The organism is Limosilactobacillus antri DSM 16041, from assembly GCF_000160835.1.
Classification (GTDB): domain Bacteria; phylum Bacillota; class Bacilli; order Lactobacillales; family Lactobacillaceae; genus Limosilactobacillus; species Limosilactobacillus antri.
On record NZ_GG700733.1, the window covers coordinates 694,167 to 710,582 of the forward strand.

The 16,416-nt window shown below is 48.0% G+C and carries 11 protein-coding genes and 2 CRISPR repeat arrays; of the genes, 9 read left to right on the top strand and 2 right to left on the bottom strand.

Annotated features, from left to right (window positions below; translation table 11 throughout):
- Positions 1 to 86: 86 nt before the first annotated feature.
- Positions 87 to 420: direct repeats of the CRISPR family, unit length 28 nt; unit sequence GTATTCCCCATGTATGTGGGGGTGATCC.
- A 153-nt stretch (positions 421 to 573) separates the two neighbouring features.
- From HMPREF0494_RS06795 to HMPREF0494_RS06835, 9 genes are all read left to right on the top strand, one after another.
- Complete coding sequence (locus tag HMPREF0494_RS06795; RefSeq protein WP_007124214.1) at positions 574 to 3,303, top strand: CRISPR-associated helicase/endonuclease Cas3; 2,730 nt, start codon at positions 574 to 576, stop codon at positions 3,301 to 3,303.
- Complete coding sequence (locus HMPREF0494_RS06800; RefSeq protein WP_148466422.1) at positions 3,296 to 5,032, top strand: type I-E CRISPR-associated protein Cse1/CasA; 1,737 nt, start codon at positions 3,296 to 3,298, stop codon at positions 5,030 to 5,032. Before HMPREF0494_RS06795 ends, HMPREF0494_RS06800 begins: the two co-directional genes overlap by 8 nt.
- A complete protein-coding gene (gene casB, locus HMPREF0494_RS06805) occupies positions 5,032 to 5,619 on the top strand; it encodes a type I-E CRISPR-associated protein Cse2/CasB (RefSeq protein WP_007124216.1) in 588 nt (195 codons plus the stop codon). Before HMPREF0494_RS06800 ends, casB begins: the two co-directional genes overlap by 1 nt.
- A 2-nt stretch (positions 5,620 to 5,621) precedes the next feature.
- Positions 5,622 to 6,713 carry a type I-E CRISPR-associated protein Cas7/Cse4/CasC gene (gene cas7e, locus HMPREF0494_RS06810; RefSeq protein ID WP_040458877.1) on the top strand — a complete coding sequence of 364 codons (1,092 nt, stop codon included), beginning with the start codon at positions 5,622 to 5,624 and terminating at the stop codon, positions 6,711 to 6,713.
- Positions 6,694 to 7,404: a type I-E CRISPR-associated protein Cas5/CasD gene (gene cas5e, locus HMPREF0494_RS06815; RefSeq protein ID WP_007124218.1), complete on the top strand. Its 711-nt coding sequence runs from the start codon at positions 6,694 to 6,696 to the stop codon at positions 7,402 to 7,404. Before cas7e ends, cas5e begins: the two co-directional genes overlap by 20 nt.
- Positions 7,405 to 7,407: 3 nt before the next feature.
- Complete coding sequence (cas6e, locus tag HMPREF0494_RS06820) at positions 7,408 to 8,037, top strand: type I-E CRISPR-associated protein Cas6/Cse3/CasE (protein ID WP_007124219.1); 630 nt, start codon at positions 7,408 to 7,410, stop codon at positions 8,035 to 8,037.
- Positions 8,038 to 8,039: 2 nt separating this feature from the next.
- On the top strand, positions 8,040 to 8,990 hold the full coding sequence (cas1e, locus tag HMPREF0494_RS06825) for a type I-E CRISPR-associated endonuclease Cas1e (RefSeq protein WP_007124220.1): 951 nt from the start codon (positions 8,040 to 8,042) through the stop codon (positions 8,988 to 8,990).
- Positions 8,987 to 9,859 (top strand): type I-E CRISPR-associated endoribonuclease Cas2e, encoded by an 873-nt coding sequence (cas2e, locus tag HMPREF0494_RS06830; RefSeq protein ID WP_040458878.1) that lies wholly within the window; start codon positions 8,987 to 8,989, stop codon positions 9,857 to 9,859. Before cas1e ends, cas2e begins: the two co-directional genes overlap by 4 nt.
- A 29-nt stretch (positions 9,860 to 9,888) precedes the next feature.
- A CRISPR array of direct repeats spans positions 9,889 to 10,161; the repeat unit is 29 nt; unit sequence GTATTCCCCATGTATGTGGGGGTGATCCT.
- A 328-nt stretch (positions 10,162 to 10,489) separates the two neighbouring features.
- Positions 10,490 to 11,251, top strand: a complete 762-nt coding sequence (locus HMPREF0494_RS06835) for a 3'-5' exonuclease family protein (protein ID WP_007124222.1) — start codon at positions 10,490 to 10,492, stop codon at positions 11,249 to 11,251.
- An 86-nt stretch (positions 11,252 to 11,337) separates the two neighbouring features.
- Here the strand turns inward: HMPREF0494_RS06835 and HMPREF0494_RS10800 are convergent, their stop codons facing one another.
- Together HMPREF0494_RS10800 and HMPREF0494_RS06845 are read right to left on the bottom strand one after the other, a co-directional pair.
- On the bottom strand, positions 11,338 to 15,129 hold the full coding sequence (locus HMPREF0494_RS10800) for a ZmpA/ZmpB/ZmpC family metallo-endopeptidase (RefSeq protein ID WP_007124223.1): 3,792 nt from the start codon (positions 15,127 to 15,129) through the stop codon (positions 11,338 to 11,340).
- Between the two features lie 126 nt (positions 15,130 to 15,255).
- Positions 15,256 to 16,377, bottom strand: coding sequence for a hypothetical protein (locus tag HMPREF0494_RS06845; protein ID WP_040458879.1), 1,122 nt, complete (start codon positions 16,375 to 16,377; stop codon positions 15,256 to 15,258).
- Positions 16,378 to 16,416 lie beyond the last annotated feature (39 nt).

Sequence of the window (16,416 nt, forward strand, 5' to 3'; positions counted from 1 at the left end):
CAAGAAGCGGTATGCTAGATCAGCAAACTAAATAAAGATTGAGGTATACTTAGATCAAAAGCTTGATTTGTTAGGGATCTTTTAGTGTATTCCCCATGTGTATGGGGGTGATCCTTTATCGGCCCCCGGGCCACCATCGCCACCAGTGTATTCCCCATGTGTATGGGGGTGATCCTGGCTTCTAGTTCATTTTGTGAGAACTTCATCGGTATTCCCCATGTGTATAGGGGTGATCCTATGTAACTAGTCTTGCCCTTGCTTTAATTCTTCGTATTCCCCATGTATGTGGGGGTGATCCTTTACCAACTGCTGGTTGGTCACCCCGCTTGATGTATTCCCCATGTATGTGGGGGTGATCCCGAACCTTCACCACAAGGGAAAGGCCATCCCCAGTATTCCCCATGTGTATGGGGGTGATCCCTTCAAAGAGCTTCTTTTAGACGGCAAAGTCGTGTATTCCCCATGCACATGGGGGTATCAAATAATAAAACTTCTAGTGCCTGCCTTCACATTGCATTTAGGTTTGGTCCTTGCTAAAATTACTGTGAAACGTTTTCATGGGGGAGTTATAAAATGGGCAAGCTGTCAAAACAGGCACTTTCATTATGGGCAAAGAAGGAAAATCGGGAGGGCCAGGAACTCTGGCTGCCACTAGTTGCGCACTTGGTTGATACTAAAAATGTTATCAACTGGTTATACACCCATTGGTTAAATGACAGCCAACGACAGGTTTTACAGCAAGATCTGACGACGTCTGAAATTGAACAACTGGTTAACTTTGTCGGTTATTTTCATGATATTGGCAAGGCCACGCCGGCTTTTCAAACTAAGCCTTCCTATAATCGTGATTATGAACTGGACGATCAGCTGATAGAGCAGCTCCTGCGAAGCGGTTTTGAAAAACTTGCGGAATATGAACCGGCCTTCAGAAGTAAATCCCCTCACGCATTAGCTGGCGAGACCATCTTAGAAACATCAGGACTGAACACATCTGTCGGTGCAATTATTGGCGCCCATCACGGTAAACCTGTTGGTGAGTACTTTGATTCGATGAGTGACCAGCTTGCCCCGTACACCGCTAACTATCTTCAATCCGATAGAAATGAAGACTTGCAGTCTGAATGGCTACAAACGCAGCATGAATTGATAGACTATGGCCTGTCACTAACCGGCTTTGCCAGCTTAGAAGAAGTTCCGGAAATTACTCAGTCCCAGGCAGTTTTGTTAACGGGACTCCTGATTATGGCCGACTGGATGGCCTCTAGTGAATTTTTGGGTACTGATCAGAGCCAAGTAATGTTCCCACTGATTCGCCTTGACCAAGACTTCATCGATTTAGAGATGGAGCAGCGCTTTGAACAAGCAATTACAACTTGGGATATTAGCGGCCATTGGACACCGCAAATGATTCCTGATGTTGATCAGCAATACAATAAGCGTTGGCACTTCAGCCCGCGGCCAGTTCAACACCTGATGTCAGAAGTAATTGGTCAAATTGCCGACCCGGGGATCATTATTGTCGAGGCGCCGATGGGAATTGGCAAAACGGAAATTGCCCTAACGGCTGCCGAACAGCTTGCTTTTATAACCGGATCTGCCGGCCTGTTTATGGGCTTGCCAACCCAGGCAACGAGTAACGCGATGTTCAGTCGGGTTGACAAATGGGTTGACGAACTAGCTAAGGAAGAGAACGTTAGCCTGCCCATCCGCTTAATGCACGGGAAGGCCCAGTTTAATCATGAAATGCAGAGTCTCCCTAACGCCCAAAATATCGACAGCCAAAGCTCAGTGGTGGTTAACGGTTGGTTTTCTGGCAAGAAATCAATGTTAGCTGATTTTTCAATTGGAACGATTGACCACCTGCTATTGATGAGTTTAAAGCAAAAGCACCTCTTTCTCCGGCACCTGGGCCTCAGCGGTAAAATTATCATTATTGATGAAATTCACGCCTACGATACATATATGTCTTCCTACTTAATGCGGGCCTTACAGTGGCTAGGGGTTTATCACATTCCGGTAATTGCCTTATCCGCAACCCTACCGAAGGAAAAACGAATTGAGTTAGTAGAAGCCTATTACCGAGGTAAATATGGCCATCAACTTGGACAATCCGATAATGCCTGGCAGGATAGTCAAGCTTATCCTCTACTGACTTACCTCGACGGACCGGAAGTAAAGCAATTCGATCAGTTCCCGAAGTCTACTAAATCCCAGGAGGTTAAGGTAGTCCGCCTAGATTGTGATGATCAGCAGCTAGTAGATCAGGTTGTTAACAGCATTAAGAATGGTGGCGTTGCGGGGGTAATCGTCAACACCGTGAAACGAGCTCAGGAGCTTTCCCGCCTGTTGCCAGCTGACTTACCACAAATTGTCTTGCATTCTGCTTTCCTGGCACCGGACCGGACCAAGCTCGAAGAACGGCTTCAAGCTGAGATCGGCAAGGGCGTTGAGAGGCCAGAAAAGTTGGTTGTAATTGGGACCCAAGTACTAGAGCAATCGTTAGATATTGATTTTGACGTGCTGTTTACCGATATTGCGCCGGTTGATTTGATTCTCCAACGGATGGGGCGATTGCACCGCCATGACATTCAGCGGCCGGCCAGCCTTGCAACGCCAACTACCTATGTATTGGGAATTAATGCCTTTGGTGACTACGGCGATGCTAACGAAGCGATTTACGAAAAATACTGGCTGATGAAGACCGATTACTTTCTTCCGGAAGTTGTTAAATTACCAGCTGATATTTCCCCGTTAGTTCAGGCGGTTTATGACCCCGCAACGGACGAAGAAGTTTCTGGGATTGAAGAAGCGCGGGCACAAGCGGAACAGAATAAAAAAATTGCCCAAAGGAAAGCGAAAGTTTACCAAATCGCTCCTCCTAAAGCCCATGAGAATCTCTATGGATGGCTCGACCGTGAGCAGCAAGGGATAGCAAACGATGATGCAGCAGCAGAAGCAGCCGTTCGTGATATTAAAGAAACACTTGAAGTAGTGATGATTAAGCATACGTCGGTCGGTGATTTTCTGGTCGATGGGAGAAGTATGGACGATGTTGATGAAAGTGAGATTGCACAGCAAGTAATCCGTTTGCCTAACCGGATAACACCGGATATTACGAAGGCGATTAACGAATTGGAACGGCGGACGGAGAAGTATTATCACAGCTGGCAAGACAGCCGGTGGTTAAAGGGGATGCTTGCTTTGCCGTTAGATGAACACTTATCTACTGAATTGCTGGGATGGCAGCTTAACTATTCGTCCAAATTGGGCCTGCAGTATGAAAAGGAAGAAGAAAATGAATAAAAGTTTCAATTTAGTGACCGAGCCCTGGATCAAGGTAGTTGACGAAGATAACCGGGAACGGACCGTATCACTAGAACAACTATTTACAAACGCTGTCCACTATCGGCAACTTGCTGGTGAGATGAAATCACAGGACCTGGCGCTTTTGCGTTTCTTGCTTGCAATCCTGACTACGGTGTACTCGCGCTACACTGCAGATGGTGAGCCATATGAGTGGCTGAAAATTGATGGGCAAACGATGCAACCGGTGCCTTTTGAAGGGAAAACTTTTGAGGATGACGATGAAGATGGTTTGCGGCAAACTTGGAAAGACCTGTACCATGCACAGCATTTTACAGAGATTGTGACCCGCTACCTGCAAAAGTACGCTGACCGCTTTGACCTTTTGGACGCAGATCATCCTTTTTACCAGGCTACGCGGGCCCAGTACGATTCACTAGTGCCGAAAAATAAAGTCGTTGCCAAGGGGAAGGGAACCGTGGCGGTTAAGCAGATCAACCGGACGATTTCAGAAAGTAATAACAAGCCGGATATTTTCTCGCCTAATACATCACCGCATAAAAATGACCTTTCGCTCGCATCGTTAGCCCGCTGGCTGATTACCTACCAAAACTTTACGGCGGTCACTGATAAGACCAAGGTCGTTGCTAAGGAAAAATTTCCTGTTTCACCTGGCTGGCTGTACGGCCTTAATCCAGTTTTTGCGACTGGGAGCAACCTTTTTGAAACGCTGATGCTGAACTTAGTATTGATTCCTCAGGGTGTTAACTCAGAGACTGAAAGCATGGATCAGCACCCAGCCTGGGAAGTCCCAATCGAAGAGTACATTCAAGCTCGACTAACAGGAATCGTACCGGGAAACCTGGCTGAACTTTACACACTTTGGTCACGGGTGATCCATATTGAGTGGGATAATGGACGACCGTTGATTTTTAGTGCAGGGTTGCCAAAGCTCAATAATCACGAAGCCTTTTTGGAACCGATGACTACGTGGAAATTTAATAAGAAGGACAATGAGTGGCAACCAAATTTACGCTGGCTGAATTCACTGGGCAAGGCGATGTGGCGTAATTTTGGTCAGTATATTAGTGTTCAGCAGGACGATACTCAAAAGGATAGTCAGCGCGAACCGGGAATAGTCACCTGGCTCCACATGCTACGAAGTACAAAAATGCTTCCTGCTGATTTGGCCCTGCACCTCACCACAGTGGGCCTGATTAACGATGGTAACGCAACGTCGCAATCACCCGCCGCGGAATTTGCTGACGAAATGCAAATTAATGCTGATGTCTTATTTGATCCCAACCCGCTTAAGCGCCTTCAGTGGCCAAAGCTTATTGAGAACACTGTTGAGATGACTGAAAAAGTTGGTGCGCTTGTCTGGTATTTTGCAAATCACATTATGGAGCTTCGTGGTGTAAAAGATGACGGTGCGTTTGCCAATCGAGTATCCGCGCGTTTTTACGAACGTCTAAACCAGCCCTTCCGAGAATGGCTGGCTGGTTTGACCAATAATGACGAACGTGATGAGAAAGTTAACCTTTGGAAACAGACAGCTAAGCAGATCGCCGTGCAAACGGCTGACGAATTATTGAACTCAGCAACTCCGCAGGATATTCGGGGAAGGGTCAAAAATGCTGATGGTGACCAGCACAATATCTTTACCTATTACCGGATCTTTAGAGCTTCTGTCAACAAGGTGCTGGGAATTAAAGGAGGAAAGAGCTAATGGCGCGGATTGAAACTGCTACAAGCCGGATTATTCATCAAATTTGGGGGAATGGTAATCCCAACAAGGCGGTGTTAGCAGCACTGCGAAATACTAATGATATTTTGAACAAAAAAGCAACGGTTGTGTGGCCATTACTATTAGATGCTTTGGAAGAGAATGACTTAAGTACAACCGGGCGACCAACAGCTGCTGAACAGGCAGTTTTTGCGGCCTTACATTGTTACGCTGTTTACCAGCAGGGAAATCAAGACTGCTGTGAATATGCGGACAAGGATCACGATGGGAAGCCCCTTTTTAAAGCCCTAGCTAAGCTGCATAATGACCCGACGACCCGCGCGGCAATTGATCGCCGGGTCCAAAACGTCCTCGGGAATACTAACCCCGGCAGTGTCATTAACGCGGTTGGTCACCTTACCTCAATTTTGAAGAGTCACACATCGCAAGAGTTGATTAACTTTGCTCAACTTGGTCAAGATTTCTACTACCTTCAATTTAGTAATGAGAGCGCCCGCGAGGTTAGCTTAAAGTGGGGGCAGCAATACTACTGGCATTCGGAAAAACAAATCGCTGAAAAAGGAGAATAACTATGAGCAAGCCTAATTTATATGTTGATATTAATGTTTTACAATCGGTTCCTTCATCGAACATCAACCGGGACGATACCGGTGCACCAAAAACAGCATATTACGGGGGCGTAGTCCGGTCACGGGTTTCTTCGCAAAGCTGGAAACGTGCCGTTAGAATGATGTTTAAGGAACAGAGTACGGATGCGGAATGGTTAGCCGGTATTCGGACAATGCGTGGCCCGCTGTTATTAGCAAATGAATTGCAGAAGCAGGATTCAAACTTATCGTCGGATGAAGCAATGGCGCAGGCTGTGGACGTCTTTAATAAGGCTAAGATTAAACTCGATAAGAAAACTAACCAGACGAAAGCACTGTTAATGCTGAGCCACGGGCAGATTGCAAAGCTGGCTGAGTATGTTCGCCAAAATGACGAGTTGGATAGTAAGGCGGTAAAGGAAGCCCTCCAGGGTGATCATTCGCTAGACATGGCACTTTTTGGCCGCATGGTTGCGGATGATCCATCGTTAAACGTTGACGCTGCTTGCCAGGTTGCCCATGCCATTTCGACTCATGAAATTGTCCCTGAGTATGACTACTACACGGCAGTTGATGATGAAAAGGCCGATGACGAATCCGGCTCGGCAATGATTGGGACGATTGAATACGACTCAGCTACACTGTACCGGTATGCTAACGTTAACGTCAATGAGTTAGTTCAAAGCCTTGGAGATGTTGATACAGCTGTTAAGGGGCTCCAACTCTTTGTGAAGGATTTTGTCCTATCTATGCCTACGGGGAAGCAAAACAGCTTTGCCAACAAGACGGTTCCGCAATACGTCCTGGTGACGGTGCGGGAAGATACGCCAGTTAACCTTGTCTCAGCATTTGAAGAAGCGGTTAAGTCCCGTCATGGCTACCTGCAGCCATCAGTGGCGAAGTTGGAAAAAGAATATCAAGATACCCAGCAGTTTGTCCAAACGCCGCTTGCTAGTGTTGTAGTGACGAATAAAGAATCAAAGATTAGTACAAAAGCGGCTGATGTTGATGACTTAGTAAGTAAGATTACCGAAGTCATTGAATCGAGGGTTAGCGATGAAAACCTTAACGATTAAGCTGGCGGGACCATTACAATCGTACGGTAACGAAGCAACTTTTAGTCGGCGAACAAGTTATCACTGTCCCTCTAAAAGCGCGGTTATCGGTTTGATCGCAGCCGCGCTGGGTTACCGACGGAATGACTCCCGAATCAAACAGTTAAATGAGTTGAAAATGGCGGTTCGGATTGACCAGCCGGGCCGGACCTTAACTGATTTTCAAACGATCGAGTATAACCAGAAAAATGGAAAGCGGAGTCTATCCTACCGTGATTACTTACAAGACGCGGTTTTTGTTGTCGCAATTGCAGGTGAAGACCAGCAAATTGAACTGGTGGAAACAGCCCTCCACCATCCTAAATTTCAACTATTTTTAGGACGGCGGGCGAATGTGCCGGCAGGATTATTGCTAACGCGAGTTTTTGATGAGGAGAACCCGGTAACGGTACTTAGACAATATGAATGGCAGGCAGCTGAATGGTACCAACGACAGCAACGGCAACCTAAGTACATGGCGGAAGTAATTGCGGATGCCGATTTAGCGCAGGCAAATTTAACAACGTTCGCAAAAGACAACGTTGGCAGCTTCAGTCAGGATCACCGCTGGCACTCGTATCGGGCAATTATTAGTATGAATGTCGAACTGGAAAACAAGCAGTGTCATGGTCAGGATACCAGTCATGATGTAATGGCAAATCTAGAGGAATGATCTATGTATATATCACGGGTAGAAATTGATGATCAAAATCGTCGCAAGATCAAGGACTTGAGCCACTTAGGTGCTTATCACAACTGGGTTGAAAACTGTTTTCCAAGCGAGATCGCCCAGCATGAACGACGTCGCCATTTATGGCGGATTGATCAGCTGCATGGAAAACGCTATCTGCTCATTGTAAGTGCAGATAAGCCAGCGGCAACGGGAATGCTAAAGTATGGAGTTACTGGGACCGCGATGATTAAGGATTACCAGCACTTCTTAGAACAGATTAAAGTGGGCGAGCTAATGCGGTTTAGACTAGTTGCTAACCCAACTTACCGGACGGATGGTAAGGTCTATCCCCATATTACAGTTGAACAACAGGAAAACTGGCTACGTCAAAAGGCAGCGGCAAACGGCTTTGAGTTTATGACTAATGCAGACGGGAGCGACACCTTCGACCTGGTAAGCCGCGACTGGCCTAATTTATACCACCAAAGACGAGTGCGGATAAGTCGGGTTGCTTTTGAAGGGACTTTACGGGTGACGGATTTGGATAAGTTTAGGCATGCGTTGACCCATGGAATTGGCCGTGAGAAGGCGTATGGAATGGGGATGCTTACGGTAATTCCCGTGAGGAAGTAACAATGGCTAATAATTATGGGGCCCCTAAGACGGAATTAGGTGAACTAGGCCGTGTTCAGGATCGGATAACCTTTTTATATTTGGAACACGCCCGGTTGAACCGGCAGGATAGTGCGGTGACAGTTACGGACCAACGGGGAACGGTCTATATTCCGGCAGCAATGGTTAGTGTTTTACTGCTAGGGCCGGGAGTTGATATTACCCACCGGGCAATGGAATTGATTGGTGATTCTGGAGTATCAGTGGTGTGGGTCGGTGAACATGGGGTTCGGCAATATGCTCATGGCCGGGCTTTAGGCCACTCTGCACGGTTCTTAGAGCAACAGGCAAAGTTGGTTTCTAATCGGCGTTCGCGTGTAATGGTTGCACGGAAGATGTACCAGATGCGTTTTCCCGGTGAAGATGTTTCTGAGTTAACGATGCAACAGTTGCGAGGAAAAGAGGGGGCGCGAGTTCGCCGGGTATATACAGAACAGTCAAAGAGAACCGGTGTTACTTGGGAGAAGCGGGAGTACAAAGTTGATGACTTTGACTCGTCGACGCCCATTAACAAGGCATTGACGGCTGCGCACCAGGCGCTTTATGGCTTGAGTTGTAGTGTAATTGTTGCTTTAGGTGCGTCGCCGGGATTAGGTTTTGTCCATACGGGACATGATTTATCGTTCGTTTATGATTTCGCCGACTTGTATAAGGCGCAATACTCGATCCCGGTAGCTTTTCAGATGACGGCTAAGCACGGTGATAATGATATTGCGGACTGGACTCGTCGGGGGATGCGGGATGCGTTTGCTGACGGGAAATTGCTGGTCCAAATGGTGAAAGATTTAAAATTTTTGTTAGACATCGATGATGGGGTAACGGCAGATACAATGCACCTGTGGGACGACCGTCAGGGGCTGCAAAAATTTGGTGTTCAGTACCATGAATTTGACAGTGAGGATGAGCAAAACTGATTGTTATAGCATTAACGAAGGTACCGGCTGCTTTACGCGGCGATTTAACCAAGTGGTGCCAACAAATTCAGTCCGGTGTTTACGTCGGTAATGTCAGTGCCCGGATTCGTGAGCGATTATGGGAACGAATCGTTAAGAATATCGGTCAAGGTGAAGCAACGCTGGTTTACAATACTAATAATGAGCTTGGCTATATGTTCCGCACAACGCGCAAGGATAAGGAAATTATTGATGCGGATGGGATTCCGCTCGTCAAATCCTTGTTTCAAACCCAAACAACCAGGCACGGGTTTAGTAATGCCTATAAGTATCAGCAGGCTAAAAAATTTAGTCACTCGCGGAGTAAGGGCAGCGACTTTGTTAGTTTAGATTTGGAAACGAGTGGGTTGAACCCAACCACTGCGCAAATTATTTCAATTGGCGCGGTGAAACGAATTGCTGGGCATACAACAACATTTTATCGTCTCGTGAAACTGCAATCGGGTAAAAAGTTGGCAGGTGACATTGCGCGGCTGACCGGATTAAATAGCCAGCAACTAGCTACGGAAGGTGTAGCAGTGAAGGAAGCGCTGATTGATTTACAAAGTTTTGCGAAAAAACTGCCAATCGTTGGTTACAATTTATTGTTTGATGAACGTTTTTTACAAACTGCGGTGATTAGGGCAGGGATTGTTCAATTTAATAATAAGATGGTGGATGTATTACCGTATGTTAAAACGGTCGATAAGTTTTGCGATAATTATCATTTAGCGACTATCTTAACTAGGTATGGTATTAAAAATGAGCAGGCACATAATTCGTTGGCGGATGCAACCGCGACGATGAAACTAGTTGATAAACTCATTAAAATTCACGGCTTTCGGATATAAGAACCGCGGCAGATCAGGGATCTTTTAGTGTATTCCCCATGTATGTGGGGGTGATCCCTGACTTGAATTTTTCATGCTCCTTCTCCAATTGTATTCCCCATGTATGTGGGGGTGATCCTCGCCAGTAGTGCCCACACTCCTGCTCAACCCAGTATTCCCCATGTATGTGGGGGTGATCCTTCATCAATCTTCATCTTCGTTACCTCCTAAAGGTATTCCCCATGTATGTGGGGGTGATCCTGACTTGCTCAGTACCTGACGTTCGAACATAAGGTATTCCCCATGTATGTGGGGGTGATCCCCGAAAAAGCGCCGTGAGATCATTCCTCATCAATATGGAGACTCCCGCTATTAGATCGCATTCTGCGTCTACTATGGTATATAATATAACCATTAATTTCTGGTATTCCCCAAAGCCATGGGGGTGATCCTGAAACGATATTCGGCAAAGCGAATATCTAACTGTATTCCCCATCTATATGGGGGTAGTTTATAATTTGAAGTGTATCGATCCGCTTGGAAAAAGATTGTGGAACCTGTCATCAGGCTTCGGAATTTGCTGAGGCTCCGTCTAGTATTGAGGGGCTCCCCAACATTTTTTAGAATTACCGTAAAGAGGATTGGAGAGTTATGGGAAAAAGAAAACGACAAACGATAAAGCTTTCTGAAAACACCCATTTTTCTGATGAGTTTGAGCAAATGCTAGTGGAGTCGGGTATTATCCATTCTAAGGGAGCAAATGCGACTGACCGGATCGGGCAGGATTCTGATAAGTTAATTATTTCTAAATCCGGACGGGAACCGCAGACACTTGATGAGCTTCGCCAGCTGTTGAATTCTGGTAAAAGGTTGTTATCCTTGGATTTTGAATTTTACAATGATCCTAAAGGAACCCCGTGGATTCGTGAGATTGCTGGCAAGCAGTTCGGCTCCCCAACCTATTTTCAGTACCGGCTGTTCAACAAAGAAATGACCCCAGAGCGCCAGCTTGAGTTTCTTCAAGAGTGGGATATACCTTATAGCGAAACGGTAAACCATAGTTACTTTCAAATTCGTAACCACCTGTCAGCGATTCTCAATACGATTCATCCTGATTACGTAGTGTGCTGGGGTGATGCGATTGACTTTAATGCGCTCGACCGTGAGGAGCAACGGGCGCACATAAAACAGAAGCATCGTTTAACCATTTCTATTCCGCGCATTGATTTGGCGCGGTTAGTGGGCCAAGCAGTTTTTCAAAATCGCACAACGCTCAGCTTAGAGAAGATGGGAAAACTACTAGGCATTAAGGGCACCGACCCCCGCCACGTTGCCCTAAACGACGTTCGGTTACTTGACCGCATCTTACAATTCTATGCCCGTGACCTGAACGAAGACCTATTTGATAACTAGACTCCTCATCAACCATCCCAAAGCAAAACAAGCAGCCCGCGCCTTAAACTTCGGCACGGACTGCTTGTTTGTCTTCTAAAAGCTATTTAATCTTTCTTCCGAACACCAAGAAGGGCAAGTACGGAACTCATGAAAAGAACCGCGCCGGCTGCTAATCCTAGCCAACTCTTCCTTTGCTGTCCGGTATGAGGCAGTTTATTTGCTGGCTCCGGTTGGGTTCCGTCAACTGTCGATTTATCAACCGAATTCTTTTTCATACCCGCAGTGTCCGTGGCCGTCTCTTCCTGAGCAGTTGTCGCATCCCCAGCAGCTTCCCCCGTGTTACCAGAATTAGCTACCTTCCCTGGAATAGTGGGCTCCCCGGTATCGCCAGGTCCGCCCGCTTCATCCGGGTTTCCTGCTTCCGTGGCCGCTTTCACCAGTGGAATCTGCAGCAAATTATTATCCGGCGTAAATTTCCACTCCGTCGGCACTGGATTGGTGCTCTTCCAGCCATCGGGAAGGGCAAGGCTAAGGGCAATTGTCTGGTCCGTTTTGCCGCTGAGTGTTTGCTGGGTGATCACCTTCCCGGCCGGATCCACAAACCGTACTTCCAGCTTTTGTGGATCTGCGGCGTAAGTAACGGTCGTGGTATTATTTTCCCCAGCAGCTGCACTTGCGGCCGGAATTACCGTGACGCTTGGCGTGTAGCCGGCCACGGTTGGGACCGTTACTGCGGCAAAGCTAGCGTCACCGCGGGCGGCCCACTGGTCGTAATCACCGACCCTGCCGGTTACCTGGTCGATGCTGGCGGCACGGTGAAACGCAACAGTTTGGTTGACCAGCTGGGGCTCGGCCTGGTTTGGCAGCTTGATTTCGACCGTGCGGCGGGCACTCTGCTTCAAATCACTTTCTTGCAGTCCCGCGGGAAGGCTGGCCCCGTCCCCAAGGGTTACTTTCTGCAGCCGGTGGTTAAGTTGGACCACAAAAGTTTGCCCATCATTTTGGGTGTTGAACTGGCTGCCAACTCCTTCAAGCGGATTATCTGTCACCGTGTAGCCCGCCTTGGTCAGCTCATCGATTGCCTGACTGACCGCCGAAAGGTTCAGCACGCTGCCTACTTGCCCATTCAACTGCAGGTTCAGCCGGCTTAAATCTTGTGGTGCGGCCGCGTTGCTATCAACAAAGTTAACCGTGATGGTGACGACCGGTTCGCTAAAAATCGAACTCTTAAAATCATCGGTCATTAGCGTATATGACTGCATGATTGCGGCCTTTAGCTTGTCAACCTGCCCAGCTCGCTTGCCCGCCTTTAGCTGAGCTAAATCCTGGTTAGCTGCTTGTTGCATCAGCTGGCTTAGCTGCTGGTAGTTTTTCAGCGTAATATCGCTTCCGTTGTAGTGAATCGTGACTGGCTTTAGAAGGTCGCGTTTGTTAATGCGCTCCTGGAACATCGCCTTTTTAAATTCGGCGAAGCTAGTGTACTGACCGTTGAAGACCTTGTTGAAGATGTACTGGTCGTTAAAGGTCGCGTTGTCCTTCTTTGCATCATTCAGGTACTGGTTGGACACATACGGAAGGAAGCCCTTTTCCCAACCGTATTCCGCGAGCAGCTCAAAGGCAGTCTTGCGAAAAATCATGGTCCCGGTACTGCCGTCCTCACTCTGGGCCCCTGAGTAAATTGGGGAATACAAGGAGATGGTACCGTAAGAGTTCTTATTGTAGTCGCGCGCCTGGTAGTAACGCTTGGCAATGATATTATTATCAATCAGACTATCCAGACTGGTGAGCTTGGCAGCCGTGGCGTTATCGATACCGGAAGTGATAACGTCACTCTTTTTCGCCGGATCGTAGTAGAGCTGCGCGTAGGCAAGCTGCTTGTCCGCGGTTGACTTAGCCAGCAGCGCCTCGGCTTCGGCATAGTCTAGCAGGTAGGTAACGTCGAAGACCCCGTGCATGTACGTTTGGAGGTCTGCCGGAGTTTGGAACTCGTTTGGCGAAAGGTTCTTAGAGCGACCTTGGTTAGGGGCAAATTCAAATACCAAATTAAAACCATAGTCACCATCTTGAGAATTTTCAGCGGATTGTAATAAACCCATGGCAAAGGCTTCGGCACCCATCGATTGGCGCCGGCCATTGCCATTAAAGTAAATTTGCCCGTCAAAATTGTGGGTCATCTCATGGGTTAAAGTTGAGGTACCGTGTGTACCGCCAGCCGCATCGACAACGAAGTGCACGTAGCTTCCGGAGGCGTAAGCGCCGGAACCGTTTGCCTGATACATATCGCCCACCGGTGCAAAAAATTCTTCAATGGCGGGAACTGCTTGGTCATACTTGCCAACCCAACGGAAGCCCTGCTTCAGTGCCTTATCAGGAATCCAGTAGCTGTCCCAGACCGGAATGTCTTCACTGACCAGTAGCTGTTTGCCCTGATCGTTAGTCATCCGATACCAAAAGTCGTAGTATTCGCCCCAGTGATCGGCGAAAGATTTCAGGGCCGTGTCGACGGCGGCAACTTTTTGCTGGTATTGTTCAGGATCCTGCTTAATTCCCTGGTCAATGTATCGTTCGTTTAGCCCGAAGGTAATCGTCGACATATTGACGATGATGAACATATCGTTGTTTTTGATGTTCAGCAAGGGCAGGATAAAGCTGCGGTAGCGGGTCCGTTTGCTAGTGGCGAGGCGCCGGAAGATTCCCACGGGTGCGTTCGGGTTTTCCTTGGAGGGGACCTCATAAATAAAGACGCCGGTATTGTCCTTAAACCACTGTTCGTTGTTGAGCTCCGGAGAAAACATTTGCCGGTTGCGGTTCAGAAAGCCAATCAGGGCTGGGACCCTTAGGGACTTGGCCAGTACGGTGTTAAAGGTGGACAAGTTATTGCTGACCTTGAGTTGCTCCTGGCTGAGATTCCCAAGCTGGATTAGCCAGTCTAAGGCATTGAGGTTGGCACCGTAGAAGTCGGGCCGGAAAAGCATCAGGGGCAGGATGTTGTATTCGCCAAAGCTGATGTTGTAGAGGCGGTTAATATAGGTCATCCCCAGCATGATGCTTAACCGGTGTTGCTTGATTTTTTCAAGGGTGGCAGCTGAGTCAGAGCTTGTCCCGGGCGCCGTTGAATTGGCGAGTAACGCCGGGATTAAAGCTGGCAGTTCTGCCTTGGTGTTGTTAAAGGCCGTGGTCATAAAGAGGTCCCGGACCTGGTTGTCGGTGCGGACGTTCAAGTGTTCCTTCATTTCCGCACTAAAGAGGTCGATTCCTTGGAACAGTTTAATCAGGTCCTCGACTTGCGCAGCGGAGAATTGGCTGACCTGGGTGGGGGTGTACGCTAGGCCATTATCAAGCTGGTACTTGTAAATTTGGTTAGTAGGGCTCAGCAGGTGGGCACCAAGTTTTTCCATCGTCCCGTCCTGAAAGGCCAGCAGGACACCGTTGACGCTCGCGCTGGGATCCGCCGGATTGACCACAAACTGGTTATCGTGGAGCGGGACGGCAGCGAGTAGGTTAACCTGGCTTAATTTATCGCTAGTTGAAACTAGGCCGGCGTAGTGGGATTGCTCCTCTTGGGCGGCGTAAGGAAGAAGCTTGCTGACGTTATTGGCAGCAATTGCGCTAGTTGGCTGACTGGTGGTTGCCGCCGTACTAAGCTGGTTCGTGTCGGGGGTAGACACGGCGCTGTTGTTGCCATTTGCTACTGGTTGTTCACGGGTTGCACTTACGGGCTGACTTTCCCCGGTTTGTGCTTGGGGTGCCGAAGCTAGTTTGCTGTCGGCAGCTGCTGTATTCGGATGGGCAAGGATTCCGATGGAGAGACCGATAATCACTGAAACGGTCCCAACGTTAAGCTTGCGCAGGGCGTAATGTGGCTGGCGGCTAGTGGGGTAGTTCTTTGGTTGCATTACATATTCTCCCTCAATCAATTGTTGAAGCAATTATATCATCAAGTGAATGGGAACAATAACCATTTGATTGTTGGTCGGGGGGACTAGTGCCACGCCTCGTCATCTTTATAACGAATTGGTTGATTATTCTTCATCAATTTTCCTAATTACCCGTTTTACTTTATCTAAGGGATAGGGGACCTCGCCACGTTTGTAGTAGTGTTTGCTTATGACCGTCAGCTCTTGCTCGCTGTCATCACCGCCGACGGGCACCAAGACATGATCTCCTGGTTGGATTGAATCATCATCCGTCAGATAGTTATATTCACGACCATCCTCGAAAAATTTGACCCCAATGTAGATAACTTCATCCAGGCAGCGGCGTTTGCGTGTATAGTAACTACTGCTCAACAGGGCCCCGGTAGTTGGAATATCCAGTAGCTCTTCAATGGAGTGCATTAAATTGGCCCAAGGGGCGGGGAGGCAATATCGCTCGTAATCGCCGCCAAAGCTAGCTGAGGGTAAGATTCGACGCGTAATCGTGCAGGTAAAATGGCCCAGTTGCCCATTATCATCCGTCGCGTTGGCGGGGACACCCGGAATGGTAGTCGTAAAATCAACTGGATTAAGGCTGTCCAGCAAGGGCATCTCACTTTCGGGCCACTGAAAGGTCGTGGTAATCGCCGGCCCATCAATCAGCCGTCGGCAGTAGGTTACAGTATTGGGTACCCGGGTTAGCACCAGCTGCTCATGGTAATTATCTTGCTCTTCATAGTCGACAACGAATTTTTCAATGAAATCCTCGCGACCATTGCCATCAAGAACCATTAGGTCAGCACGGTTTAAGCTATCACGGATTTCCATTGCCAGCTGGCTGATTGCCGGCTCATCGGTTGGGTAACCAGTGAAGGTCCAGAAGTTGCCGTTAACGTTCTGGATGGTAGTAGAAATAGTGGCGTTGGTATCGTCCGTGCAGTTGCCGAAGTAATTAAGCAGTACCAAGATTTGCCTTAGAAAGGACTCGGCCTGTGCGGGTGCAATTTGAAAATGTTCGGTGGGCTGTCCAGCAATTGACAGTCGCTGGTAGTCATTAAAGACCATTGGTTGGACAGTACAAGTACCATCAGCGTTGATAGTTAATTCTTGGCCCCACTTTCCGCCAGGGACCTGGCTATCGTGCCACGGCATATAGGGATTGCCAAACCAAATCACTGCTTTTTGTGCTTGCCCAAAGTTTTGTAATACGTTATTCCGTGGAGTTTCCATAGCGTTCGCCTCACTTAATAAATTGGGTAAATAAAGGAA

Bases quoted from the DNA above. Each gene is read 5' to 3' on its own strand.
- HMPREF0494_RS06795 (WP_007124214.1), top strand. From the start codon at position 574: ATGGGCAAGCTGTCAAAACAGGCACTTTCATTATGGGCAAAGAAGGAA.
- HMPREF0494_RS06800 (WP_148466422.1), top strand. From the start codon at position 3,296: ATGAATAAAAGTTTCAATTTAGTGACCGAGCCCTGGATCAAGGTAGTT.
- casB (WP_007124216.1), top strand. From the start codon at position 5,032: ATGGCGCGGATTGAAACTGCTACAAGCCGGATTATTCATCAAATTTGG.
- cas7e (WP_040458877.1), top strand. From the start codon at position 5,622: ATGAGCAAGCCTAATTTATATGTTGATATTAATGTTTTACAATCGGTT.
- cas5e (WP_007124218.1), top strand. From the start codon at position 6,694: ATGAAAACCTTAACGATTAAGCTGGCGGGACCATTACAATCGTACGGT.
- cas6e (WP_007124219.1), top strand. From the start codon at position 7,408: ATGTATATATCACGGGTAGAAATTGATGATCAAAATCGTCGCAAGATC.
- cas1e (WP_007124220.1), top strand. From the start codon at position 8,040: ATGGCTAATAATTATGGGGCCCCTAAGACGGAATTAGGTGAACTAGGC.
- HMPREF0494_RS06835 (WP_007124222.1), top strand. From the start codon at position 10,490: ATGGGAAAAAGAAAACGACAAACGATAAAGCTTTCTGAAAACACCCAT.
- HMPREF0494_RS10800 (WP_007124223.1), bottom strand. From the start codon at position 15,129: ATGCAACCAAAGAACTACCCCACTAGCCGCCAGCCACATTACGCCCTG.
- HMPREF0494_RS06845 (WP_040458879.1), bottom strand. From the start codon at position 16,377: ATGGAAACTCCACGGAATAACGTATTACAAAACTTTGGGCAAGCACAA.